Raw genomic sequence first — 25,013 nt, forward strand, 5'->3', positions numbered from 1 at the left:
CCAGGCATCGTCCGACAGAATAGGACGATGGACAGGCGGATGCTGCTGTGGTGGGGAGTGGGCCTCCTCGCGCTCGCAACAGCGCTCGGTGCGCTGGTCGTGTTCGCGTATCCGGAGACGCCGGGGTTCGACCGGTGGTGGAACGAGATGATCGCCGCAGCCCGTGCTGACGGCATGGTCGACTTCGCCCTCGTCCTGAACTGGATCGGCGGCGGCTGGGTGGCGATCTTCGCGGTGCCGCTGCTGACCATCATCGCTCTCGTGCTCGCTCGCCGATGGCGGGCTGCGGCGTTCGCCGCCCTCTGCTTCGCCGCGAGTGCCGGTGCGGTGCAACTGCTCAAGCTGCTCTTCGGACGGGCCCGCCCCGACGACATGCTGGTGGCGAGCGACTACGGTTCCTTCCCCTCGGGCCACACGGCGAACGCCGCGACGATCGCGCTCGTGGTCTGGGTGCTGTTCCCGCGGGTCTGGACGGCGATTCTCGGCGTGCTGTGGGTGCTCGCGATGGCACTCTCGCGCACCTTCCTGTCGGTGCACTGGGCCAGCGACACGCTCGGCGGCGCGCTCGTCGGCGCCGGGGTGGTCCTGGTCCTGGCCGCGTGGCTGCTCCCGTGGGTGCGCCAACCGAGGTCCGAGGTCGCGGCGCCGATAGGCTGAACGGGCCCGTCGTCCAGAGGAGTCCTTCGTGTCGCGCATCCGTCCCTACCGCCCCGCCGACCGCGCCGCGCTGTACGAGATCTGCGTGAAGACGGCTGACGCCGGCGTCGATGCGACCGGGGTGCTCTCCGACGATGCGCTCTGGGGAGACCTGTTCGCGGTCCCCTACGCCGAGCGGCATCCGGACCTCTCCTGGGTGGTCGAGAGCGACGACGGGCGCACGATCGGCTACATCGTGGCGACCGACGACACCGACGCCTTCTACACCTGGTTCCGCGAGGAGTGGTGGCCGACGCGTCAGGAGCGGTACCCCCGGCCGGCCGAGGTGGTCACCCGCGAGGATCGGATGGTCGACTACGGCTACAGTCGCGCGCCCGGCATCGAGCCGAATGCCGCAGACCACCCCGCCCACCTGCACATCGACCTTCTTCCGGAGACGCAGGGGCAAGGGCTCGGCCGTGCCCTCATCGAGACCCTGTTCGCCGAGCTAACGCGTCGGGGCATCCGGGGCTTGCATCTGGGCATCGACCCGAACAACGCGGGGGCCGCCGCGTTCTACGAACGCCTCGGAATGACGCGACTCCCGGCGGAACCGGGCGGACAGACCTACGGCGTGCGCTTCGACGCCTGAACACCGCATCCCGCGGTGACGGCGGGACACCGGTGCTCACCGCGCTCGCTCCTCCCCGAATCCCCGGTGCCGGTTAAACATGAAAGAGCCCCCGCTGGCGCGGAGGCTCTTTCATGTTTGGCGGTGACGGCGGGATTCGAACCCGCGGTTGCTTGCACAACACACGCTTTCCAAGCGTGCTCCTTCGGCCGCTCGGACACGTCACCAAGGAACAACCTGTCCATCCTATCCGATCGGCGGAGCGCGACGTGACAGAGCGCTGTGGCGAAGCCCGGCATGCGGTCCTCTCCTGACCAGTATGACGCGTATGGAATATATTGCTAGTTGTGTGAGTGCTCAATAGCCTCAGATGAGGACGGATCAACTCCGTACCGCATCCGACGCTACTGGGGGAGACCATGCGCGCCAGCTCGACCACGGCACGACCGGACAGTCACCGCACGGTGGCGGCATTCGAGCAGTACGTGACCGCGGAGCGCGCGATTCCGGGGTGCGCGGTGTTCTTCCTCGAGTCCGCGGTGCACCTCGACGAGGTGCGGGCGCTCGCCGAACGCGACGATGTGATCTTCGTCCCTGCGGGGTCCCTCCCGAAAGTGGATCCGCGGGTCGTCCCGTTCGCCGGAGCGCTTCACTCGCCCGGCGACGAGATGAGCTTCGGCGGGCGCCACGCGTTCCAGCTGCAGGACTACCTCGCCGGTCGCTTCCGCTTCCGCGGAGGGCTCACGGTCGTCCGACAGGGGTCTGCGGAAGGACTCGCTGCATTCCTCCGTGATGCCGACACGGCCCGGGCGACCGGCATCTTCGCCGAACGGCTCCTCGACGGTGCCCTGCTGCTGGATTCCGCCGCGTCGTTCACCCGCGCGTATCCGGTACCGGATTCTCTGGTGCGCGTGCACGTGACCGCGGACGGCGAGTACCGGGACGGCCCTGACGGACTCCTGCTCGGACGGGTGGGCGACGGGCGCGCAGACATCGAGGCCGTGGCCACCGAGAACGCCGGTCGTGGTCGAGCATTCGCGCGCATCGTGGACCCCCGGGTCCTCGAGGCGGATCTCGACGATCGGCCGTGGATCGAGTTGTACGTGTCGCTCGTGACGGCGAGTCGACGGGACCGCGTCTGATGCGCGACGCACACCGCGGGCCCGGGGCGGACCTGGTCGGAGCCCGGGCGCTCCGGGAGTGGATCACCGGGATGCCGGACCGGTACGCGCGGGTGTTCCTGGTCGAAAGCGGCGCGCAGGCGGATCGTGTCGCAGGCGCAGCAGGACGAGACGATGTGATTCTTCTGCCCGAGGGGAGCGGGCCCTGTGCCGGACCGGCCCGTGTCGTCCCGTACACCGGCGCGCTGCAGGACATCGGGGATGAGTTGTTCTTCGGTGAGCGCGGCGTCGAACTCCAGGACTACGTCGCTGCGGCATTCCTGCAGTTCACCGGGCCGACCGCTCTCAGCCTCTTCGACGCGGTCAGCTGGCAGGCTCTCCTCGACGATGCCGAGCTCGCGCGACGGACGGGCGTGTTTCCCTCGGCACTGATCGATCCGCGAGTCCTCCTGGCGGACCGCGGCGCACTCACGGAACCGGGCGAGCTCGCGACCCCGAGCGCGATCAGAGTGCGGGCTGACGGCGCCGTCAGCGTCGGGGTCCAGGGCGATCCCCTCGGAACCGTCGACGAGCTGCCCGCCGTGCTCGCCGTGCCGCGACCCCGGGCCGTGGCCTTGGGAGGATCGGTGCCTCGAGAGGCGTTCGTCGCCGATCGGACGCTGCGCGAGGGGACGACGCGATACCTCTGCGCGACGGACCTCGTGAAGATGCTCCGCCTGGGCAACGGCGAGGCCCGCATCTCGGGGTTCGGGTGGGCGCTCGTCGACGACGGCCTCGCGGATGCCGCCCCCTGGGCCGCGGATCCGTTCCTGATCGAGACCGCGGACGGCTTCGTCCTCGCAGACACGCGGACGTTGCGTCGACAGCTGCTGTCCCCGGTGGCCGCGCAGGTGGTCGCCGTCACACAGACGTCCACGACGCCGGAGGTCGCGGCGGAGCGCGTGGCTCGGCAGCTGGGCGGCTCCGTGGCCGACGCGCGAGCCCTGTGCCTCGAGGCCGTCACCATCCTCAACATCCGCTTCGGTACCCGAGCGGGCCTCGCTCGCCCGGCGAACGGCATCCGGCGTTGAGCGTGCCGAACGCCGTGTGGAGCTCGATGCTCCCCGCGGATGCGACCTTCCCTCCCGATCGCGTCGCCGTCCGCGCCGCGGGACATCGCATCGAGTTCGCCGACGGATCCACACGCCTGTGCGCGACGAGCGGGCTCTGGAACGTTCCGCTCGGGTACGGGAATCCGGTCGTCGGCGAGGCCGTGGCCAGAGCCACACACGATGCGTCGTACCTGACCCTGTTCCGCGCGTCGCATCGGTATGCCGAAGCCGCCGCGGAAGGTCTTCTCGACCTCGCGGACCCGACCAGGTACAGCCGCGTCATCTTCTCCACCTCGGGCGGCGCTGCGAACGATGCCGCCATGAAGCTCGCACGACAGTACTGGGCGCAGAAGGGCGCAGGATCCCGATCCCTCATCGTCGGGCTGAAAGGCAGCTACCACGGCACGATGTACGGCAGCCACGCGCTCAGCGGAGACGACCTCCTGCAGTCCGTCTACTCCGTCGATCGCAGGTCGGTGCGCCACGTTTCGTCCAGCGATGAGGGTGAAGAGCTCGCCACCCTGTTGAAGCGGGAAGGGTCCCGAGTCGCCTCGGTCGTCGTGGAGCCCGTCCTGGGCAGTGGCGCATATGCGCTGACCGAGGCGTTCATCGATCGCCTCGTGCTGCTGCGTGAGGAATACGGGTTCCTGCTCGTGGCCGACGAGGTCGCGACGGGATTCGGGCGCACCGGCGCGATGCTCGCCACCGACGAGTGGCCGGCCGCTCCCGACGTCCTCCTCCTCTCGAAAGCACTGACGAACGGCGCGACGGGTGCAGCCGCGATCCTCGTGGGTCCCCGTGTCGCCTCCGAGTTCGCGCGAGGCGGGTGGACCTTCGTCCACGGGGAGACGCAGGCGGGAACGCCGGTGTGCGCGGCGGCCATCACCGCAGTGATGGAAGAGCTGCGTCGGATCGACGTGGAGACGACGACGAAGGCACTCGGGGCCGAGCTGTTCCGTCTGGCGACGGCGCTGAAGTCCGACGGATTGATCACGGAGGTCACGGGGCGGGGCTGCTTCGTGGGGATGGGGCTCCGCCACCACGATGAGCGCCGGCTGTCCTCCTCCGAGGTTCTCCGTGTGGTCTCCGCCATCGCCGACCACGGCGTCCTGGTGCAGCCCGGCCCCAGCTCCATCGAGCTGATCCCGGCCTACGGATTCACCTCGGAGGAACTCCGCACGGTGGATGCGGCCGTGCGCTCCGGCCTCGCGCGAGTGCAGGAAGCGGCAGCATGACCACGCACTTCACCGGACGCGTCCCGACCCTGTGGCACGGCCCCGGCGTCGCGCATCACGTGATGACGCACCTCACCGCGGGACGAGAGGTCCTCGTGATCGCGGACTCGGCGGTCACGGTTCCCTTCCGGGCCGGGGCTGCGGTGAGGACCATCACGGTGGACGCGCCGTCGGTGGATGTCACGTCGGTCTCCAGGATCGCGCGGCACATCGTTCGTCGGTCGCCCGAGGTCGTCGTGGCCGTCGGTGGGGGCAGCGTGCTCGACGCCAGCAAGATCGCCGCGCTCGCGCTCGCTCCGGGGAAGGTCTTCGACTATGCCATCGGTCATGCGGAGAAGTCCGCGCTGACCGTGCTGCCGGATGCGCCGCCGCCCGTGGAGATCATCGCCGTGCCGACGACTCTGGGCACCTCGTCGGAGACGAACAGCGTCGGCATCCTCAAGAACGGGAGCGGCTATCGGCTCATCGTCGGACGCTCGCTCAGACCCCGTCATGCCGTCATCGATCCACGCAACCTGGCGTCCCTCACCTACGGCGCCGTCCGTGAGGGAGCGCTGGAGGCGTTCCTGCGTCTCGCCGGTACGTCGACGAGTTCGCGACGAAGCGCCCGGGGGAACAGCGAGGCCGTCATCCTCGGGAGAGCCCTCCTCGAGACCGCCACCCAGGACGCCGGCTCGCCTGCGGGGCGGTTGCGCCTCGCACGGTTGAGCGCAGCCACCCAACGCGGTGCTGCTCTGCGCGGACAGGATCCCTACAGCGCTCGCCATTGGTATGTCGCGAACGAAGTGGCCTTCGTGCTCAGGACTCGCAAGATGGTCGCCACGGCAGCGGTGATCGCCGCGGTCTGGCGTCGCATCTGCGCGGGTGACACCCGCTGGGGAGATCGGCAGAGTCTCGAGGACTTCTGGTCGAGGGTCGCGAGCGGGGTGGCATTGCCGCTCGAACCGGCCGCGGGTATCGCCGCCCTCCTCGAACGCTGGGATATCCCGCTTCCGCCGCGACCGACCACGCGGGAGGTCGGCCGCATCTCGATGTCCACCGAGGCGTCGTGGGGAGATCGCCGCCCGATGCTCACCGGCCTCGTCGCCGACGACATCCGTGAGGTCCTCCGCGGTTCCCGGTGGAGCGATCCGTGTGCCGGCGATCAACGTCGGCCCTCGACTGCCGTGCAGAGGAGGTGAAGAGATGATCAAGGACGTGGAAGAGCGACTCCGGTTCCAGGAGCTGGACGACATGGAGGCTCCCAGCTGGGAGAGCTTCTATCAGGGCGCCATCAGTGCGCTGATCCTCATCGGGATCGGCGCTGCCGCTGCGACGTGATCCCGTCGCCCGACGGAGATCGAGACGAGGAAGGAGAGAGGTATGAACACCGAAGTGCAGAGGCTCGAATTCACTGAGCTCGAGGCGATGGACGCTCTGAACAACACCGATGATTTCGTGCGGGGCTTCGCTGTCGGCGTCATCATCGGAATTCTCGCGCTGACCTAGGAAGCGCATCGCCACGTGATGAAGGAGGTACGAAATGCAGACTGATCTGCTGGAGTTCCAGGAACTCGAACGAATCGACGCGCCACTCGAGTGGTGGGAGCACGTCAGCTACATCATCGCCATCGTCGGCGGTGCCGCGGCGATCGCGACGTGACCGGTCGGGGTGCGGGCGGTTCCGCGCGCCCGCACCCCCTCACTCCCGCGGAGAGGTGTGGTGAATGTCAGGAACGATAACCGAAGCCATCGCGGCGCGACTCGACCGGGCGGGTGCGGTCCCTCGGGAACAGGACCTGTACACGGGCGAGGGGACCGACTTCTACGAGCGACTGGTCGGCGCCGATGCCGCGGAGATCCGAGAGGTGCTGGCGCTCGCGAGAGAAGCCGCGGGTCCGGTCCTCGATGTGGCCGCCGGCAGCGGGAGGCTGACCATCCCGCTGGTGCGCTCCGGCCGATCGGTGACCGCGCTCGATCTCTCCGACGACATGCTCTCGCACCTTCGTCGTGCCCTGCCCTACCATCCGAGGCTCGACTGTGTGATAGCCGACATGCGCGACTTCAGCCTGCCGCGTCCGTACGACCTCGTGGTCCTCGGTGCGACCTCCATCACCTTGTTGGACAGGGAGGGGAGGGCGCGCCTCTACGCGAGTGTGCGACGCCACCTCGCGCCGGGAGGGGTCTTCGCCTTCTCCGTCGCCGGAGGCGCCGCAGCGGAGAGCCTGACGGTGCCGAGCGAGCAGGAGATCCGTGTCCCCGGGCCCGGTCCCGGACCCGGCGGCGAGGAGACCTATCTGTTCTCGCAGCAGATGGAGGAGGACGGCGCGGCTCGCCTGGTCAACTGGGTGCGCCTCGCCGACGTCGTGGCGGGCGGCGACGTGCGCGTGCTCACGAGTCGGCTGCGTGTGCTCAGCCATGAGCTCCTCTCCAGCGAGCTCGTGGACGCCGGTTTCGCTGAACCTGCCGTCTCGCCCGTGCGGACGCACCCCGGAGCGGACATCCTTCTCCTCACGACGACGTGGGCCGGAACCCGGGATCGGGCGCGTGACGATGACACCGCCTAGTTTCGCTCGGCGGCGAGACTCTCGCGCCCCGGTGCCGCTCACGGCCGAGGATCGTCCGCTTCTCGCCCCCGGTGTCGTGTTCGAGGAAGTGGGGGAGGCCGGGGTGTGGATCGCGCTGCTGCAGGGGGTGCCCTCGTCGAGGGTCTCGCGGGCCGTCGTCGATCTGCTGACGGCGATGGACGGCGAGACCACGCTCCGCGACCTGCGCACGCGCTTCGCCGCATCCGAGCCGCGGGAGGAGTTCCTCCTGCTCGTCCAGCGCTTCCGCGCCAGCGGGCTCCTGGCCGGTGACACGAAGCCCCCGCCCGGCAGAGTGACCTACCGGCCCCCGTTCACGCTGCAGTTCGCGACGCTGCGTGCACCCGCGTTCTTCGACCGCTGGAATCGCCTGATCGTCCCGCTCTCACGCCGAGGGGTTCTGGCATCCCTTCTGGTGGTGCTCTGCCTCGGCCTCGGCGCTGCGGCCCTGCAGACAGGTGAGGTGTGGGACGTCCTGACCATGCCGGTGTCGTTGCCCGGACTCGTGGGCGTCGTCATCGCGTTGTCCGTCATGACGCTGCTCCACGAGAGCGCTCATGGGCTCGCGCTCACACGCTTCGGCGGCGAACCGCGCCGCGCAGGTTTCATGCTCTACTACCTCACCCCCGCCTTCTTCGTCGATGTGACCGACGGCTGGCGCCTCTCCGACCGGTGGCAACGTGTCGCGGTCGCGCTCGCCGGGCCGGCCGTGCACGCCGTCGCCGCCGCGGTCGCCCTCCTCGCCGCGCTCGCCCTTCCGGACCCTCTGATCCACCAGGCGCTGTTGCTCCTCGCCGTGTCCTGCGTCGCGATCGTGCTGGTCAACCTGATTCCGTTCGTGCGATTCGACGGCTACATCGCGTTCATGAGTGCGCTCGACGAACCGAACCTCCGGGACCGGACGATTCACGACGGAGTGGACTTCCTGACCCGGATCCTGTTCGGCGGTCCGCGGACCGCACGGAGCCTCGATCGGTGGTGGAGCGTGCCGTTCGGTCTCGCCTGTCTCGTCGCCCCGATCGCGCTCGTGCTGTTCGCGGTCTCCCGCGTGGTGCGAGCGCTCGCCGGAGGCGGACCGGTGCTGGGGGTCCTCGTCGTCGTCCTGGAAGCTGCCGTGGTGCTCGTCGGCATCGTGATCCTCTCGACGGCGCTGCGCCGCGTCCTTCGGTCAGGCGTCTCCCGGCTCCGCTTCGTCGCCGTCGGTGCGACGCTGATCGCGAGCATCGTGGTCGTGGGCGCCGTGATCCCGCTGCCGGTGACGGCGACGTACGGTTTCGTCACCCGCGGTGACCGTGTGCTCCTCGTGCAGCCGGGCACCGCCGCCGAGGCGGAGGTGCCGGACGGCGCCCCGGTCGAGCTGATGAGCGCCGGGCTCCTCGCGAGCGCGCGGGTCGGCGGGGGGACCATCAGGCCGGAGCCGCCGATGCCGACGGAGGTCCCCTGGGCGGTGCTCGTCCCCGTCGCGGCGGACGGCGTGGACGTCCCCGCAACGGTCATCGCCGGCGTGGACGTGGACGACGGCGGCGGGAGCACGCCGCCGACCGGACGGGCGCAGGTCGCGCTCGGCACGAGGAGTCTGTGGCAGACGCTCTGGGCGACCGGCGTGGTGTCGCCGCTGTCCGCCCTTCTGGACCAGAAGCACGAGAGGCAGGAAGATGACTGAACACGCGATCGAGGTCCGAGGCCTCACGAAGAGGTACGGCCGCCGGACCGCCGTGGAAGACCTGTCCTTCGTCGTGCCGCGCGGGACGATCGTCGGGCTCCTGGGGCCGAACGGCGCGGGCAAATCGACGACGCTGCGCACGATCGTCGGCTTGCTCCGGCCGACGAGCGGCGAGAGCCTCATCGACGGTGTTCCGTTCTCGGCGCTCGACAACCCCGCATCGCACGTCGGTGTGCACATGGACGGCTTCGGTTTCGAGGCGGGCATCACTGCACGGCGGCACCTGGAGATCTGTCGGCTCGCGGCCGGTGCGCCGCGCGGCCGGACCGACGAGGTCCTCGAGGAGGTCGGGCTCACCGCCGACGCGCGTCGTCGCGTGAAGACGTTCTCGACGGGGATGGCTCAGCGGCTCGGCCTGGCCGCCGCCCTCATCGGGGCGCCGCCCACGCTCATCCTCGACGAACCGGCGAACGGCCTGGACCCCGACGGGATCCGCTGGCTGCGCAGGTTCCTCCGCCGCTTCGCCGAACGCGGCGGCACCGTGCTGGTCGCCAGTCATCAGCTGTCAGAGCTCGAACACATCGTGGATGAGGTCGTGGTCATCAAACGGCGAGCACTCTTCGCCGGACGACTCGGCGACCTGGTCACGAGCAACGGCGACTCCCTGGAGAGCAAGTACTTCGAACTCGTCGAGGAAGTGCCGGTATGAGGGGCACGATCCAGAGCGAGGCCCTGCGCTGCGTGAGCGGGCTCTCCCTCCTCGCCGTCTACCTCGTCGCGTTCCTCCTGCCCGCCTTCGTGCTGTTCTCCGACGGATCGCGCCTCGACGTGGCCGGCCTCGATCCCGCCGCGGCGACCACTCGTCTCCTGGAACCTCTCGCCTGGTCGGCGGTCTCCGCGGCGTTCGTCGGCGCGTACGGCGTCACTCGTGAGTACTACTACGGCTCGATGGACCGGACCCTCACCAGCGTCGGATTCCGGCGTGCGTTCGCCGGAAAGCTCGTCGCGGGCGTCCTCGTCGCGCTCGCCCTGTCCGTCGGCCTCTTCGCCGTGTGGACCACGGGTGTCGCCGTCTTCTTGAGCCGGAGCGGTCTCTCGCTCACTCTGACGCCGGACGGGTGGCGCCTCTGCGCGGGAGCTCTGGTCGGCGGCGTGCTCGGTGCGCTCATCGGGGGCGCCATCGGCTGGATCACCCGCAACTACTACGTGACGGCCGTCTTCGTCCTCGTCCTGCCGATGGTGGGGGAACTCGCACTGCTGCGCACGGTGCCGGAGGTGGCGAAGTTCTCGCCCGGGCTGGCGCTCGCGGCCTTGGGCGTGCCCGGGTATCAGGGTCGCCTGCTCGAGTTCGGCCCGGCGCTCGTCGTCGCACTCGCGTTGACCGCGGGGCTGGTCGCGGTGGCGTGGACCGGTGGTCGCAGGAGGGCGGGATGATCGTCCGCGCGCTCCGAGCCCACGCGCGCGGTGCGACCGGCGACATCGTCCTCCTCTGGGTGGTCGCGGCCGCCTTCGTGTTGTCGACTTCGATGGCGACGAGCGTTCCTGCGGAGCTCGCCGAGGCACCGGCCGGGGTTCGCGCCGCACTCAGTGCGCCGTTCAGCGCGGTGCTCGCGACCTATGGCGCGGTGCTCGCGGCGGTCTACGCTTCCTTCCGCTACACCGTCGACCGGCGGGATGGCGTCATCGCGCAGCGGCTGATGCTGCACCCCCGGTGGGTGACGCTGCTCAGCCGGACACTCGGGTCTGCTCTCGGCGGCGCCGTCGTCGCTCTCGCGGGACTCGCCGGTGGCCACATCGCGCTGGCCGTCGCGATGGGCGGTGTCCCGGTGGGCTGGGCATCGGTGGGATCCGCACTGGCCGTCGGCGCAGGCGCCGGCCTCTGGGGACTGGGGGCGGGCATCGTCGTCCAGAACCATCTCGTGGCGCTCTTCGTCGCGTCGATGTCTCTGGGCAGCGCCGTCCTCGTCGCGATGTTCTGGAGCGCCGCTGCCCACGGCTTCCCGCTGATCGCGCTGCTCGACGCTTTCGGGTTCGACGTCACGGCCGTGGGGGTGTCGCCAGCCGACGGATCCGGTGGCTCTGTGCCGGTCGCCGTCGGATGGATGCTGGCGGCTCTCGTCGCGGGGGGAGTCACCTTCATGAAACGCGATGTGACGTAGCGGTCTCGAGCCGCACCGGGGTTCGGAACCGCTCGGGGTGACGACGTAGGATCCCTAGGTGGCAACCCCCAAGATCGTCCTCTTCTATGCGTTCACGCCCCTCGCCGATCCCGAGGCCGTCCGTGTCTGGCAACGCGACCTCGGCGAGGCGCTCGGCCTGCGTGGGCGCCTGCTCATCTCGAAGGACGGGATCAACGGCACCCTCGGCGGCGATATCGGCGTGTTGAAGAAGTGGCTGCGATCGTTCCGCTCCTACGGCCCGTTCGCCGATGCGGACATCAAGTGGAGTGAGGGGACGGGGCTGGATGCTGAGGGGCGCAGCCTCGATTTCCCCAAGCTCAGCGTGAAGGTGCGCGATGAGATCGTCTCATTCGGTGCGCCCGGTGAACTGCGCGTCGATGAACACGGGGTCGTCGGCGGAGGCACCCGGCTGACGCCCGAAGAGCTGCACGGACTGATCGACGAGCGCGGAGACGAGGTGGTCTTCTTCGACGGCCGGAACGCCCTCGAGGCGCAGATCGGGAGGTTCCGCGGCGCGGTCGTGCCCGACACCGAGACGACCAGGGACTTCGTGAGACTGCTCGACTCCGGCGCCTACGACGATCTCAAGGGCAAACCCGTCGTCACCTACTGCACCGGCGGCATCCGCTGCGAGGTGCTGTCGAGCCTGATGACGGCGCGCGGCTTCGGCGAGGTGTACCAGCTCGAGGGCGGCATCGTCCGCTACGGCGAGAAGTACGGCGACGACGGGCTGTGGGACGGATCGCTCTACGTGTTCGACGGCCGCGGTTCGGTCGACTTCTCGGACCATGCGCGCGTCATCGGGGAGTGCGTCGGATGCGGGGTGCCGACCAAGCGCACCGCGAACTGCCCCGACCTGTCGTGCCGCTCGCAGTTCGTGGTGTGCGACACCTGCGTGGCCGTGCCCTGCACGGCCCATGCCACGTGACCGCGCAGGAGACGCGCCCGCGTGCGGGCATGCTCAGACGGCGACCCCGGGTTCCGCGGCGCGGGGAGCGTACAGTGACCGGGGCAGCAGCGTCGCCCGCACACGCGTCGGCCCATCCACACTCCGGCGCAATGCCTGCAGCACCTCGCTGAGCGGTTCGGTGAGATCCGTCTGCAGCTCGGCCGATCGCGCGTAGTTCGTCTGCTCGACCGCATCCGTCAGCCGTCGCATCGTCTCCGCGTCCACATGACGGTCGCGCACCAGGCCGGCAGCACGGACCCGCGGGGTGTCGGCGTCGGAGACCGGCAGCTGCAGGTCGATCAGGGTGTCGCGGAGCTCGGCCCAGGCTGCCGCGGGATCGCCGCGCCTCGCCTGCGTGAATCGTCTGCGACGCTCGATGATGCGGATCAGTGCCGGTACCAGGAGCAGCGCCACGGCGCCGAAAGCGATGAGCACGACCGGCGTCGGATCGAGACGACGCTGCGCGGCGCCGTCGGCCGAGTCGCCCCCGGCGTCCGCACGGTCGATCTCCGGTCCCGAGGTCTCCTCGCTCTGCGGGGCCGTGGTCGGTGCGGGGGTGGCGGGTGATCCGGACTCGCCGCCCTGCGTCACTCCCGCACGGAACGCGGTGGGCACGCCCAAGGATGCGGTCGGCTCGAACGGCACCCAGCCGATACCGGGGAAGAGCACCTCCGGCCAGGAATGCAGCTGATCGCTGGTCACGGAGAAGACCGATTCGCTGCCGCGCTTCTCGTCGGTGAGCGAGCCGGGAAGATAGCCGACGACGATGCGCACCTGCATCCCCAGGCTCTCCGCCATGAGCGCGAATGCCCCTGCGAAGTGCACGCAGTACCCCGATCGCACGTCGAGGAACTGCGCCACGGCTTCGGCGCCGGTGCCGTCGAAGCCTTCCTCCACCGGCGTCTCCAGCGAGTACGCGAACTGCGAGCGGAACCAGTTCTGCAGGGCGATCAGCCGGTCGTAGTCGGTGCTCGCGGCGGCCGTCACCTCGGCGGCACGCTCCGCGATGATCTCGGGCAGCTCCACCGGCTCGGCGTCGGGATCGACCACGGGCGATGCCGCATCGATCGCACGGATCTGCTCGAGCGTCGGAACGAGGCGGGAGGAGGTGACGGTGTAGTCGTTCCCCACCGCGTCGGCGCTGCGCGAGAAGAGGGTGCGGTTGAGCGGGGACACCCGCCACGAGCCGCTGAGCCCCTGCACGTCGGTCGCCGGGTACGGGACCGGCAGCCACGAACTCGACATGCGGAGCACGCGGATGGACGTGTTCTCCTCCTCCGTCGCGATCTCCGGTCCCCACTCCGGAGTGCCGAACCCGTCGTCCTGCGACTGCAGATCGCCCCGGTCCGGCTGCCACACCCGGCCGTCGAATCGAGAGAGTGTCGTCAGCCGCAGATACGGGGCCACGTCGGTCTTCGCCGCGATGGTCAGCACTTCGACCGGATTGGGCTGACGCAGATCATCGCCCAGACGCAACGAGGCATCGACCGTGACCCCGACGCCGGTGCCCGCCATGCTCGTCGCGACCGGTAGTGCGGGAGCGATCACCAGGGTCGTCACCAGAGCGGCGGCTCCGACACCGACGGCGACCGAGAGCGAGGACCTGCGGGGGGATTCCGGATGCCGCCTCGCGGTGTACCGGAAGAGGAAGAGTGCGACGAGGGCGAACAGCACGAACCACACGACGTTCGTGTCGCCGAGGGTGATGATCATCGGCACGGCGCCGACGATCCCTGTCAGCAGGGTCGCCAGCACCGCGGAGCGATGCGTCACCAGGTGATCGACCAGGAGCGCGACGCCCGCGAAGCCGGAGGCCATGGCGGCGGTGAGAGCCGGCGAGGCATCCAACGGCGCGGAGCCGAACACGATCGCTTCGAGGGCCGCAGCGCCGAGGGTGCCGAACACGGCGACGGTCGTCGGTGTCGGGAACACGCCGAAGAGCGCGGTATCGCCGGCCACCAGCAGCGTGACCATCGCGACCGCGACGATGATCTGACCGAGGAACGTCCCGGCGTCCCGGAGCCAGGCTGTCCGTCGGCGCAGCAGTCGCCGCAGGAGCATGCCCCCACCCGCTACGGCGAGGATCACGATGAGGACCGAAGACGACCACGCTCCAGGGGAGATCACCGAGGTGTACGGCCACATCGCCACGATCGTCGCCGTCGCGGCCAGCACACCGGGACCGACGACACCGGTCGGCTCCTCCTCGTCGCGGTGCCACGTCGGCGCCGTGTGCGCGGGGGGCGCGGTCGCCTTCGGGCGCTGCTCAGCGCGGAACATCGCCGACTCCGATCCGCGCCGAGACGGCGTCCTCCCACGCGTCCGCGATGACGGGCCCGAGCGTCGCCACCGTCCAGCCGTGTGGAGTGGCCGCCTCCGCGGCGCCGGGGAGAAGCTCCGTGCTGAACAGCATCGGCGCGGCGGCTCCGGCCGGACGCAGCCGGGCGGCATCCTCCTCATCGAGCCGACCGGTGATGAAGACCAGAGGCCCGGGCGGGGTGCCGCCGATGAGTGCCGCCAGATCACGGCCCTCACCCCGGGGGGCGACCATCGCGAGCGCCACCAGCAGTCCGTCGCGATCGTCCTCGTGCCCGCGGAGCGCACCGAGCAGCGTGCCGGCGCTGTCGATCACGTCGACGCTGTACCCCTCGGAGGCGAGGTGCACGGCCGCGGAGGCGCAGAGCGACACGGCGGTTTCGAAGGCCGGGTCGGCATCGGCGCCGGGCGCATCCCAGCGGCCCGCACTGCGATCGAGGACGACGACCGCGTCGGGGCTGGATTCCTCCTCCTCCTGGCGCACCATGAGCTGTCCGCGGTGGGCGGTCGCACGCCAGTGGATGCGGCGCATCGAGTCTCCGGGGATGTACCCCCGCGGCGAGAGGTTGTCGCTGCCCTGCCCGAGGCGCGTCGATGAGGTGTGGGCGGTTCCGCCGGCGGCTCCGACGCGCACGGCCAGCGGGGCGAGGGCGAAGACCTCGGGGACGACGGTGATGCTGCGGGTCTCGCCGAACGCTTGCTCGCGCTGTGCGAGGCCGAACGGATCGACGGTGCGCAGCATCAGCGGGCCGAGCGGCCAGACACCCCGTCGCACACCGGTGATCGGGTACGTCAGCTGACCGGACTCGGGGGGATACTCACCGCCGGAATCGCCGGCGACCGCCGCGGGGAGGATGTCGTGCCAGAGCCCGTGCGGCACCCGCAGTGCGCGGAGTGAGATCCGCACCGTCACGCGCGACGTCTCCGACACGGTGAGCAGATCGGTGGAGATCTGACGCGTGACCGTCCCCGAGCGGCGGGGCAGGCGGACGGCGAGGAGCGAGAAGAGCGTGAGGGCGGCCAGGAGCAGCCCGATGTAGAGCAGGATGCGGGTGCCGAAGACGTTGGCGGCGATCACGCAGCACAGGGCGGCGACGAGCGCGCCGGCTCCACGGCCGGTGAGAGGTCGGCGTCTTCGCATGACCGACCCGATCAGGAACGCGTCGCGACGGGGACGCGCACCCGCTCGACGATCTGGGTGAGTGCGGCCTCGACGGGCTGTGCGCCCGCACGGTGGGCACCACGCGCCGGCAGCAGCCGGTGGGCGAGGACCGGGATGAGCAGGGCCGTGATGTCGTCGGGGATGACATAGTCGCGGCCGTCCAATGCCGCCCACACCTTCGCGGCGCGGATCAGCTGCAGGGTCGCCCGCGGACTGGCGCCGAGGTGCAGGTTCGGGTCGGAGCGGGTCGCCTGTGCGAGGGCGACCGTGTACTCCTCCAGCGCGGGGGCGACGTGCACCGAGCGCGCCCAGGCGATGAGCTGGGAGATGGCGGTCGCGTCGGCGACGGGTGACACCGCGGCGAGCGGGTTCACCACATCGCGCTGACGGAGCATGAGCGTCTCGGCCTCCGCGTCCGGGTACCCCATCGAGATGCGCATCATGAAGCGGTCGCGCTGCGCCTCGGGGAGCGCGTACGTCCCCTCCATCTCGAGCGGGTTCTGGGTCGCCACCACCAGGAACGGTGTCGGCAGCATGTGGGTCGACCCGTCGACGGTGACCTGCCCCTCCTCCATCGCTTCGAGCAGGGCCGACTGCGTCTTGGGGGAGGAGCGGTTGATCTCATCGGCGATCACGATGTGCGCGAAGACCGCGCCGCGCTTGAACTCGAACTCCTGGTCGACCGGGTTGTAGACCGAGACACCCGTGACGTCGCCGGGCAGCAGGTCGGGCGTGAACTGGATGCGGCGCACGGTCGCGTCCACGCTCGCGGCGAGGGCACGGGCGAGCATCGTCTTGCCCACACCGGGGACGTCTTCGATGAGCAGGTGCCCTTCGGCGAGGAGGCAGACGAGGGCGCTGCGCACGGCGTCCGGCTTCCCGTCGATGACCCGTCCGATGGAGCCGAGGATCGCAGAGGTCTGCGCGGCGAACCGTTCGGCATCGATCATCACCGGGATCAGGGGGGCGTTCTCTGGCATGCGTTCCCTCTCACATCGGCGCTGCGGTGCGCGTTACTCGATCGTAACCCGGCGGCGCGGTCCCCGCTCTGGAAGCTTCCCCTGAGAGGGCGGTCGGCGGCGTCCGTGACCCACCCGGTCCGTCGAGCGCGCTCGAGCGGTGTCGTCGCACCCCACGTGCTCGGGTTAGGATGGTTGACGGCTCTCCGCGTGACAGCATCCAGGCCAATTCCCCCAGGGCGGAAACGCAGCAAGGGTAACCGGGCTCTGCTGGGTGCGCGGAGAGTCTTTTTCATGTGCGGGTGCCCTGTCGTGACGCCCACTCGAACGTCAGCGGCACCTGAGACAATCGTCCGGTGACCGTCTCGCCGCCTCCGAAGGCGCAGCATCCGCTCGGCCGATTCGCCCTGCCGGTGCTCCTCCTCGTCGCGATGTGGATCGTGCAGTTCGCCGATGCGGTCCTTCCGGGGTCGTTCACCGGTTTCGGCCTGAGGTCCTGGGATGTCTCGGGTCTGGGCGGCATCGTGCTCGGTCCGCTCCTGCATGCGAACTGGCAGCACCTCATCGCGAACTCCGTACCCTTCCTGGTGCTCGGATGCCTGGTCGCCGTCGAAGGTGCCCGGAGGTTCTGGGCCGTCACAGCCATCGTCGCGATCGTGGGCGGCATCGGGACCTGGGTCGTGAACGCTCCGGGGACGCTGACGGTCGGCGCCTCCGGGCTCGTGTTCGGCTACTTCGGATACGTCGTGATGCGGGTGTTCGCCCCCGGACGCGTCGCCCACCGCATCCTCTACGCCGTGATCGCGCTGGTCGTGATCGCGCTGTACGGCGGCTCGATGGTGGCCGGAGTGTTCGGCGCCGCAGAGGGCATCTCCTGGCAGGGGCACCTGTTCGGCGCGATCGGCGGGGGTGTGGCGGCGTTCGCCGGTCGCCCCCGCACGGCGCGCGGCAGCGTGGCGACATGACCCCGGGGCGCACGGCCTCCCGGCCGAAAGGTCGAGCGGCGACGAAGAAGACCGCGAAGAGCCGCAAGAGCGCGACGCGGCGACGCAAGACCGGCGCGCGCAGACGTGCCGCGATCCGGGCGCGCCGGAGGAAGATCCTGCAACGGGTGCTGCTCTCCGCGGCGGCGGTCGTCGTCCTCGGGGGACTGCTCGCGCTGATCCCGCTGGGGCTCGCCCGCGATCCCGCCCCGTTCTGCCTCGACGAACCCCGGACGTTCCCGGAGGCGGGCATCCGCGGCTGGAGCGGGGAACAGCTCGACAATGCCGCGACGATCATCCGGACGGCGGGCGACCTCGGGTTCCGCCGCGACGGGCAGATCCTCGGGGTGATGACGGCGATGGGCGAGAGCAGCCTGCGCAACATCGACTACGGCGACTGGGAGACGAGCGGGTTCACCAACCCCGACGGATCGCGCACGACCAGCATCGGACTCTTCCAGCAGCAGGAGTGGTGGGGGAGCGTCGAGCAGCGCATGGATCCGCAGACCGCCGCGACGCTGTTCTACGACCGGCTGGGCCGCCTGCCCGGATGGCAGGAGCTGGAGCCCTCGCACGCGATCCACCGGGTGCAGATCAACACCGATCGCGACTACTACGCGCGCTTCCAGGAAGATGCCGCCGCCGTCGTCGACGCACTGTCCGGTCCGTGCGAGTGAGACCCTGCGTTTCTCCCGGTGGTTTCCCCGGCGGCTTCCCGAACGCCGCGCCTAAGCTGGGCTCGTGGCGCGGAGCATCTACATCACCTCGGCCGAAGGTCATACCGGCAAGTCGACGATCGCCCTCGGGGCGCTCGACGCCCTGATGCGCGTCTCGCCGCGGGTGGGGGTGTTCCGCCCGATCGCGCGGTCCACGACCGAGCGCGACGAGATCCTCGAACTGCTGCTCGCCCACGACGGCGTACACCTCGATTACGAGGACTGCATCGGCGTGACGTACGACGATGTGCGCTCCGACCCGGAGAGCGCGCTGTCGACGATCGTCGCGCGGTTCAAGTCCGTCGAGGCGCAGTGCGATTCCGTCGTCGTCATCGGCAGCGACTACACGGATGTCGCGAGCCCCGCCGAGCTCGGGTTCAACGCGCGGATCGCCGCCAACCTCGGTGTCCCCGTGCTGCTCGTGCTCAGCGGTCGCGATCAGCAGCGCCAGGCCGAACAGCTCGGCACCACGACCGCCCGTGAGGCCGCGGCGATCGGACAGATCGCCGCACTCGCGCTGTCCGAGCTCTCGGAGGAGCGTGCGGAGTTGTTCGCCGTCGCGGTGAACCGTGCCGACCCCGATGCGCTGGACGCCGTCATCGACGCGGTCCACGCCGTGCTCCCCGAGGACCGCACGCCGGTGTGGGCGATCCCCGAGGACCGTGCGCTCGTGGCCCCGTCGATCCGTGACATCCTCGCCGCCGTCGACGGCACGCTGTTCACGGGCGACGAGGACCGGTTGACCAGGGAGGCGCTGACGATCGTCGTCGCCGGCATGTCGATGGTCAACGTGCTGCCCCGGCTCACCGAGGAGGCGGTCGTGGTGATCCCGGCCGACCGCACCGAGGTGCTGCTGGCCGCCCTGCTCGCCGATGCGTCCGGCACCTTCCCCCGCATCGCCGGCATCATCCTGAACGGCCCGTTCCCTCTTCCCGAGCAGATCGTGCGCCTGCTCGACGGCTTCGCGTCGTCGGTGCCGATCATCACGACCGATCTGGGCACCTACGACACCGCCGTGCGTGTGATGAGCACCCGCGGGCGCCTCTCTGTGGATTCGCGCAGCCGCTACGACCGCGCGCTCGGCCTTTTCCAGGCGCACGTCGACATCGTGGAGCTGACCGAGCAGCTCGGGCTCGCTGAGGCACACGTGGTGACCCCGCTGATGTTCCAGTACGGCCTCATCGAGCGTGCACGCGCACATCGGCGTCGCATCGTCCTCCCCGAGGGCGACGACGACCGCATCCTGCGGGCCGCGGCGACGCTTCTCGCGAGGGAGGTCGCGGATCTGACGATCCTCGGCGACGAGGCGGCCGTCCGTGCCCGCGCCGTCGAGCTGGGCATCGACATCGCGGCGGCCCAGGTGCTGAGCCCCACCGACCCTGAACTGGTCGAGAGGTTCGCCGCCGAGTACGCGCGGCTGCGGGCGCACAAGGGCATCACCCTCGCCCAAGCGGCGGACACGGTGACCGACGTGTCGTACTTCGGCACGATGATGGTGCATCTCGGTCTGGCCGACGGCATGGTTTCCGGCGCGGCGCACACCACGGCGCACACGATCCGTCCGTCGTTCGAGATCATCAAGACCAAGCCGGGCGTGAACGTGGTCTCCAGCGTGTTCCTCATGGCGCTCGCCGATCGTGTGCTCGTCTACGGAGACTGCGCGGTGATCCCCGATCCGACGAGCGCGCAGCTCGCCGACATCGCGATCTCCTCCGCCGAGACCGCCCGCCAGTTCGGCATCGATCCGCGCGTGGCCATGCTGTCGTACTCGACCGGGGAGTCCGGCTCCGGGGCCGACGTCGACAAGGTGCGCGCCGCGACCGCGCTCGTCCGCGAGCGTGCCCCCGAGCTCCCGGTCGAAGGGCCGATCCAGTACGACGCGGCGGCGGATGCGGCGGTGGCCAAGGCCAAGCTCCCGGACTCGGCGGTCGCCGGCCGGGCGACCGTGTTCGTGTTCCCCGACCTCAACACCGGTAACAACACGTACAAGGCCGTGCAGCGCTCAGCAGGAGCCGTCGCCATCGGACCGGTGCTCCAGGGGCTCAACAAGCCCATCAACGACCTGTCCCGCGGCGCGCTCGTCGATGACATCGTCAACACGGTCGCGATCACGGCGATCCAGGCGCAGGGAGATGAGGCATGAGCGCGATCCTGGTGATCAACAGCGGGTCGTCGTCGCTGAAGTACAGCCTGATCGACATCGAACAGGAGGACCTGCTCGCGAGCGGACTGATCGAGCGCATCGGGCAGGAGTCCAGTCCCGTGGCGCACACCGTCCGCCCCGCCGTGGACGCCGCCGCCGTGCCGACGATGCTCGACGCGACGTACCGCAGCGAGCAGCCGATCGCCGACCACGCCGCCGCCTTCGAGGTGATGCGGGAGCAGTTCGCCGCGCACGGGCCCTCGCTCGACGAGCGTCGCCCTGTCGCGGTCGGACACCGCGTGGTCCACGGCGGTGCGCGCTTCTACGCCCCGACCCTGATCGACGCCGACGTGGAGCGTCAGATCGACGAGCTCGCGGTGCTCGCCCCCCTGCACAACCCCGCGAACCTCGCCGGGATCCAGGCCGCACGCGCCGTGTTCGATCAGGTTCCGCACGTGGCCGTGTTCGACACCGCGTTCCATCAGACGCTTCCGCCCGCCGCGTACACCTATGCGATCGACGCAGCGCTCGCCGCCGAGCATCGGGTGCGGCGATACGGCTTCCACGGCACGAGCCATCAGTACGTGAGCGAGGCGGCGGCGGCATTCCTCGGGCGCGACCTCGCCGAGCTCCGGCAGCTCGTCTTCCACCTCGGCAACGGCGCCTCCGTGACCGCGATCGAGGGCGGGCGCTCGGTGGAGACGTCGATGGGGCTCACCCCGCTCGAGGGCCTGGTGATGGGCACGCGGTCGGGAGACATCGATCCGGCGGCCCTCGTCCACCTCTCCCGCCGTGCCGGGTACTCGATCGACGACCTCGACTCGCTGCTCAACACCCGCAGCGGTCTCGCCGGACTCGCCGGCCGCAGCGACATGCGCGACATCCTCGCCGGTGTGGATGCCGGAGACGAGTCCGCCGTGCTCGCCTTCGACGTATACGTGCACCGCCTGCGGGCTTACGCCGGGGCGTACATCGCACAGCTCGGCGGAGTGGACGTCATCTCGTTCACGGCCGGTGTGGGCGAGAACGCCGCGCCAGTGCGGGCCGCTGCGCTGGCGACGCTCGGTTTCGCGGGCGTCGAGATCGATCCGGCGAGGAACGACGCTCGTGAGCGCGGCATCCGTCGGATCTCCACGGACGCCTCCGCGGTGCCGGTGCTCGTCGTGCCGACCGATGAGGAACTGCAGATCGCCAGGCAGACGGCCGAGCTCCTCTGATCCGCTCGCGGGGGTTACCCCGTGACGCGATGCCGCATTACGCTTGAGCGGTGGCACGGAGAGGTGCCGGCCCCCTGATCGCCCTTCTCCTGGAGGCTCTGTGCCAGACGCACTGCCCGACCTGTTCCACGCCGACGGCGTGCTCTTCGACCTCGACGGCGTCCTCACCCCGACCGCCGAGGTCCACATGCGCGCCTGGCAGGCCGTGTTCGACGATGTGTTCGCCCGGTGGAGCATCACCCCGCCGTACACGGATGCCGATTACTACGACTACGTCGACGGCAAGAAGCGCTACGACGGCGTCGCGAGTCTGCTGCGCAGCCGTAACATCGAAGTCCCCTGGGGACACGTCGATGACGACCCGTCCGCCGAGACGATCTGCGGCATCGGCAACCGCAAGAACGCCGCCTTCGCAGCGTCTCTGCGCGCGCAGGGCATCGTTGCGTACCCGGGGTCGCTCGCGCTCGTCGAGAGCCTGCGTGCCGCCGGGATCCCGCTCGGCGTCGTGTCGAGCTCGAAGAACGCCGAGGAGGTGCTGGCCGCCGCCGGCATCCGCTCCCTCTTCCGGGTCGTGGTCGACGGCGTCGTGGCGGAGCGCGATGGTCTCGCGTCCAAGCCGGCCGCCGACATGTTCGCCGCCGGCGCCGCGGCCCTCGGGGTCGACCCGAGCCGCTCCGTCGCCGTCGAGGATGCCACCTCCGGTGCCGCCTCCGCCTCCGCAGCCGGCTACCGCACCGTGATCGGCGTCGATCGCGGGGCCGGTGCCGACGCCCTGCGAGCCGCCGGCGCCACGATCGTCGTCGACGACCTCGCCGTCTTCGTCCCCGCCACCCGTACCGACATCCCGGAGACCGCATGATCGACCGCGACCGCTTCCCCGTCGACGCGTGGCGTCTGATCGACACGCACTACTCGGAGGAAGGCGTCAGCGAGACGCTGTTCTCCGTGGGCAACGGCTACCTCGGCCTCCGCGGCAACCACATCGAGGGTCGGGGTGCCCAGGAGCACGGGACCTTCATCAACGGACTGCACGAGACCTGGACGATCCGGCACGCCGAGCAGGCCTATGGATTCGCGGAGGTCGGGCAGACGATCGTCAACGCCCCCGACGCGAAGGTCATGCGTGTGTACGTCGACGACGAGCCGATCTCGCTCGACGACGCCGACGTGCGCGAATACCGGCGCACCCTCGACATGCGCACCGGTGTCCTGGAGCGCCTGGTGGTGTGGGAGACCCCGTCGGGCAAGCGCGTGCGCATGCGTGACGAGCGCATCGTGAGTTTCGAGGAGCGCCACCTCGCCGTCCTCCGGCTCGAGGTCGTCGTCGAGAACGCCGATGCCCCGGTCACGATCAGCTGCCAGCTGCTGAACCGCCAGGACGGAGCCGGTGTGTACGCCGGGACGCCGATCGGCACGAAGGCGGCCGCTTTCGACCCGCGCAAGGCCGAGAAGATCGCCGACCGCGTGCTGGAGCCGGCCGAGCACTGGCAGGACGGACTGCGCTCGGCGCTGTCGTACCGGGTCGCAGACTCCGGGATGACCGTCGCCGTGGTCGCCGACCACATCGTCGAGACCGAGAACGAGTACAACGCACGCACGCTCGTGGAGCCCGACATCGCGAAGAACGTGTTCCGCGTGCAGGCCAAGGCCGGCGTCCCGATCACGGTCACGAAGCTCGTCAGCTACCACACCTCACGCGGGGTGCCGCCGCGTGAACTCGTCGACCGCTGCCGTCGTTCGCTCGACCGTGCGGCGGATGAGGGCGTCGAGACGGTGTTCCGGCGTCAGCGGGAGTGGCTCGACGCGTTCTGGGAGCGCAGCGACGTGCAGATCGGCGGGCGCGACGACCTGCAGCAGGCCACTCGCTGGTGCCTGTTCCAACTCGCGCAGGCATCGGCGCGCGCCGACGGCGCCGGGGTCCCCGCCAAGGGCGTCTCCGGGTCGGGGTACAGCGGCCACTACTTCTGGGACACGGAGATCTACGTGCTCCCGTTCCTGACCTACACGACGCCGCGGTGGGCGTACAACGCGCTCCGCGCCCGCGCGGGCATGCTCCCCGCTGCGCGTCGTCGTGCGGCACAGCTCAACGAGGCGGGAGCGCTCTTCCCCTGGCGCACCATCAACGGCGAGGAAGCCTCCGCCTACTACGCCGCAGGCACCGCGCAGTACCACATCAACGCCGACATCAGCTTCGCGCTGGGCAAGTACGTGCGGGCCACGGGGGACGAGGAGTTCCTGCGGCGCGAGGGCGCCGACATCGCGATCGAGACCGCACGGCTGTGGGCGACCCTCGGGTTCTGGCGCGCCTCGCGTCTGGTGGACGAGGTGGATTCCGGAGACGGCATCGAGACCTTCCACATCCACGGCGTCACGGGCCCGGACGAATACACGACGGTCGTCAACGACAACCTGTACACGAACGTGATGGCGCGCTACAACCTCCGCTATGCGGCCAAGGTGGTGCGCGAGATCAAGGAGAGCCACCCGGAGGACTACGTCAAGCTCGTCGACCGGACGGGGCTCGGTCCCGGTGAGGCCGAGGCGTGGGAGCGGGCGGCGTCGGCGATGTTCATCCCGTACAGCGAGGGTCTCGGCATCCATCCGCAGGACTCGCTCTTCCTCGAGCGCGAGGTCTGGGATCTCGCCAACACCCCCTCCGAGCAGCGGCCGCTGCTGTTGCACTTCCACCCCCTGGTGATCTACCGGTTCCAGGTGCTCAAGCAGGCGGACGTCGTGCTCGCGCTGTTCCTGCAGGGCAACCACTTCACGCCCGAGGAGAAGAAGGCCGACTTCGACTACTACGACCCGCTGACCACGGGCGACTCCACCCTGTCGGCGGTCGTGCAGTCGATCATGGCCGCCGAGGTGGGCTACCAGGACCTCGCCAGGAAGTACTTCGAGCAGTCGCTGTTCGTCGACCTGCACGACCTGCACCACAACGCCGCGGATGGTGTGCACGTGGCCTCCGCCGGTGGGGTGTGGACCGCGCTGGTGTGCGGCTTCGGCGGCATGCGCGACTACGCGGGCGACCTCAGCTTCGATCCGCGGCTTCCGGTGGACTGGCCCTCTCTCTCGTTCCCGCTGCAGTGGCAGGGGTCCACGATGCAGGTGACCGTGACGAGGGACGAGCTCCGCGTGGAGGTGCGCAGTGGTCCGCCGGTGCCGTTCAGCGTGCGCGACACCGCCTACTTCGCCACCGTGGAGGACGCCGCCGTCGTGCCCCTCGCTGATCAGGGGCCGATGCTCCCGGGGCGCCCGACCCTGCGGCAGTTCGCCGATGCACGACGCGAGGACGGCACGCGCATGTCGGCATCCGTTCCGGTGATCACGACCGCGGTCCCGGTGATCGAACCGACCGACTGACCTTCCCTCCTCCTCTCCTTTCTCTTTTGTGCCGAGACCCCCGCTGGTCGTCGGCGCCCCCGCTTGCGTGCGCCGAAGCGAGGG

General features: G+C 69.9%; 24 protein-coding genes, 1 tRNA gene and 1 other RNA gene. 22 read left to right on the top strand and 4 right to left on the bottom strand.

Going from position 1 to position 25,013, the window contains the following annotated elements; translation table 11 throughout:
* Nucleotides 1-27 precede the first annotated feature (27 nt).
* The gene (locus KV397_RS03995) at nt 28-657 is read left to right on the top strand and encodes a phosphatase PAP2 family protein (protein WP_248570173.1); all 630 of its coding nucleotides are present in this window, start codon (nt 28-30) and stop codon (nt 655-657) included.
* Nucleotides 658-685: 28 nt separating this feature from the next.
* The gene (locus KV397_RS04000) at nt 686-1,288 is read left to right on the top strand and encodes a GNAT family N-acetyltransferase (protein WP_261812213.1); all 603 of its coding nucleotides are present in this window, start codon (nt 686-688) and stop codon (nt 1,286-1,288) included.
* Nucleotides 1,289-1,406: 118 nt separating this feature from the next.
* On the opposite strand, the gene KV397_RS04005 is transcribed toward KV397_RS04000, so the two are convergent.
* Nucleotides 1,407-1,494 (bottom strand) — tRNA-Ser (locus KV397_RS04005).
* A 192-nt stretch (nt 1,495-1,686) separates the two neighbouring features.
* Between KV397_RS04005 and KV397_RS04010 the strand changes: the two genes are divergently transcribed.
* The 13 genes from KV397_RS04010 (at nt 1,687) to trhO (ending at nt 12,049) form a co-directional block, all read left to right on the top strand.
* On the top strand, nt 1,687-2,409 hold the full coding sequence (locus KV397_RS04010; RefSeq protein WP_261812214.1) for a hypothetical protein: 723 nt from the start codon (nt 1,687-1,689) through the stop codon (nt 2,407-2,409).
* Nucleotides 2,409-3,458 carry a daptide biosynthesis RiPP recognition protein gene (mpaB, locus tag KV397_RS04015; RefSeq protein ID WP_315972138.1) on the top strand — a complete coding sequence of 350 codons (1,050 nt, stop codon included), beginning with the start codon at nt 2,409-2,411 and terminating at the stop codon, nt 3,456-3,458. Before KV397_RS04010 ends, mpaB begins: the two co-directional genes overlap by 1 nt.
* Nucleotides 3,459-3,460: 2 nt before the next feature.
* The gene (mpaD, locus tag KV397_RS04020; RefSeq protein ID WP_240740457.1) at nt 3,461-4,714 is read left to right on the top strand and encodes a daptide-type RiPP biosynthesis aminotransferase; all 1,254 of its coding nucleotides are present in this window, start codon (nt 3,461-3,463) and stop codon (nt 4,712-4,714) included.
* A complete protein-coding gene (gene mpaC, locus KV397_RS04025) occupies nt 4,711-5,895 on the top strand; it encodes a daptide-type RiPP biosynthesis dehydogenase (RefSeq protein WP_261812216.1) in 1,185 nt (394 codons plus the stop codon). Before mpaD ends, mpaC begins: the two co-directional genes overlap by 4 nt.
* Before the next feature lie 4 nt (nt 5,896-5,899).
* Nucleotides 5,900-6,034 carry an MpaA1 family daptide-type RiPP gene (gene mpaA1 / locus KV397_RS04030; RefSeq protein ID WP_261812217.1) on the top strand — a complete coding sequence of 45 codons (135 nt, stop codon included), beginning with the start codon at nt 5,900-5,902 and terminating at the stop codon, nt 6,032-6,034.
* 42 nt (nt 6,035-6,076) lie between these two features.
* Nucleotides 6,077-6,202 carry an MpaA2 family daptide-type RiPP gene (gene mpaA2 / locus KV397_RS04035; protein ID WP_261812218.1) on the top strand — a complete coding sequence of 42 codons (126 nt, stop codon included), beginning with the start codon at nt 6,077-6,079 and terminating at the stop codon, nt 6,200-6,202.
* A 34-nt stretch (nt 6,203-6,236) separates the two neighbouring features.
* Complete coding sequence (gene mpaA3, locus KV397_RS17410) at nt 6,237-6,356, top strand: MpaA3 family daptide-type RiPP (RefSeq protein WP_308191516.1); 120 nt, start codon at nt 6,237-6,239, stop codon at nt 6,354-6,356.
* 64 nt (nt 6,357-6,420) lie between these two features.
* A complete protein-coding gene (gene mpaM, locus KV397_RS04040; RefSeq protein WP_261812219.1) occupies nt 6,421-7,260 on the top strand; it encodes a daptide-type RiPP biosynthesis methyltransferase in 840 nt (279 codons plus the stop codon).
* Between the two features lie 31 nt (nt 7,261-7,291).
* Entirely contained in the window at nt 7,292-8,941 is a 1,650-nt protein-coding gene (gene mpaP / locus KV397_RS04045; RefSeq protein WP_261812220.1) for a daptide biosynthesis intramembrane metalloprotease, read from the top strand.
* Nucleotides 8,934-9,650: an ATP-binding cassette domain-containing protein gene (locus KV397_RS04050; protein WP_131491384.1), complete on the top strand. Its 717-nt coding sequence runs from the start codon at nt 8,934-8,936 to the stop codon at nt 9,648-9,650. Before mpaP ends, KV397_RS04050 begins: the two co-directional genes overlap by 8 nt.
* Nucleotides 9,647-10,375 carry an ABC transporter permease gene (locus tag KV397_RS04055; RefSeq protein ID WP_261812221.1) on the top strand — a complete coding sequence of 243 codons (729 nt, stop codon included), beginning with the start codon at nt 9,647-9,649 and terminating at the stop codon, nt 10,373-10,375. The genes KV397_RS04050 and KV397_RS04055 overlap by 4 nt, the downstream gene beginning before the upstream one ends.
* Nucleotides 10,372-11,100: a hypothetical protein gene (locus KV397_RS04060; RefSeq protein ID WP_261812222.1), complete on the top strand. Its 729-nt coding sequence runs from the start codon at nt 10,372-10,374 to the stop codon at nt 11,098-11,100. The genes KV397_RS04055 and KV397_RS04060 overlap by 4 nt, the downstream gene beginning before the upstream one ends.
* 58 nt (nt 11,101-11,158) lie before the next feature.
* Entirely contained in the window at nt 11,159-12,049 is an 891-nt protein-coding gene (gene trhO, locus KV397_RS04065) for an oxygen-dependent tRNA uridine(34) hydroxylase TrhO (protein ID WP_261812223.1), read from the top strand.
* 33 nt (nt 12,050-12,082) lie between these two features.
* Here trhO and KV397_RS04070 read toward each other — a convergent pair whose 3' ends face one another.
* Genes KV397_RS04070 through KV397_RS04080 form a run of 3 tightly spaced genes read right to left on the bottom strand, consistent with a single transcriptional unit; the run spans nt 12,083 to nt 16,528 of the window.
* Entirely contained in the window at nt 12,083-14,350 is a 2,268-nt protein-coding gene (locus tag KV397_RS04070; protein ID WP_261812224.1) for a transglutaminase family protein, read from the bottom strand.
* Nucleotides 14,337-15,527 (bottom strand): DUF58 domain-containing protein, encoded by a 1,191-nt coding sequence (locus tag KV397_RS04075; RefSeq protein WP_131491389.1) that lies wholly within the window; start codon nt 15,525-15,527, stop codon nt 14,337-14,339. Before KV397_RS04075 ends, KV397_RS04070 begins: the two co-directional genes overlap by 14 nt.
* 11 nt (nt 15,528-15,538) lie before the next feature.
* Complete coding sequence (locus KV397_RS04080; RefSeq protein ID WP_047522165.1) at nt 15,539-16,528, bottom strand: AAA family ATPase; 990 nt, start codon at nt 16,526-16,528, stop codon at nt 15,539-15,541.
* Between the two features lie 176 nt (nt 16,529-16,704).
* Between KV397_RS04080 and ffs the strand changes: the two genes are divergently transcribed.
* The 7 genes from ffs (at nt 16,705) to KV397_RS04115 (ending at nt 24,929) form a co-directional block, all read left to right on the top strand.
* Nucleotides 16,705-16,801, top strand: an RNA gene (gene ffs, locus KV397_RS04085) — signal recognition particle sRNA small type.
* 62 nt (nt 16,802-16,863) lie between these two features.
* Nucleotides 16,864-17,472, top strand: coding sequence for a rhomboid family intramembrane serine protease (locus KV397_RS04090; RefSeq protein WP_261812225.1), 609 nt, complete (start codon nt 16,864-16,866; stop codon nt 17,470-17,472).
* Entirely contained in the window at nt 17,469-18,167 is a 699-nt protein-coding gene (locus KV397_RS04095; RefSeq protein ID WP_261812226.1) for a hypothetical protein, read from the top strand. The genes KV397_RS04090 and KV397_RS04095 overlap by 4 nt, the downstream gene beginning before the upstream one ends.
* A 64-nt stretch (nt 18,168-18,231) precedes the next feature.
* Complete coding sequence (pta, locus tag KV397_RS04100) at nt 18,232-20,349, top strand: phosphate acetyltransferase (RefSeq protein WP_261812227.1); 2,118 nt, start codon at nt 18,232-18,234, stop codon at nt 20,347-20,349.
* Complete coding sequence (locus KV397_RS04105) at nt 20,346-21,566, top strand: acetate/propionate family kinase (RefSeq protein WP_261812228.1); 1,221 nt, start codon at nt 20,346-20,348, stop codon at nt 21,564-21,566. The genes pta and KV397_RS04105 overlap by 4 nt, the downstream gene beginning before the upstream one ends.
* Nucleotides 21,567-21,666: 100 nt before the next feature.
* Entirely contained in the window at nt 21,667-22,425 is a 759-nt protein-coding gene (locus KV397_RS04110; RefSeq protein ID WP_131491392.1) for a beta-phosphoglucomutase family hydrolase, read from the top strand.
* Nucleotides 22,422-24,929 (top strand): glycoside hydrolase family 65 protein, encoded by a 2,508-nt coding sequence (locus tag KV397_RS04115; protein WP_261812229.1) that lies wholly within the window; start codon nt 22,422-22,424, stop codon nt 24,927-24,929. Before KV397_RS04110 ends, KV397_RS04115 begins: the two co-directional genes overlap by 4 nt.
* The last annotated feature ends 84 nt before the right edge of the window (nt 24,930-25,013 follow it).

This window comes from Microbacterium aurugineum, assembly GCF_023101205.1.
Taxonomy (GTDB): domain Bacteria; phylum Actinomycetota; class Actinomycetes; order Actinomycetales; family Microbacteriaceae; genus Microbacterium; species Microbacterium aurugineum.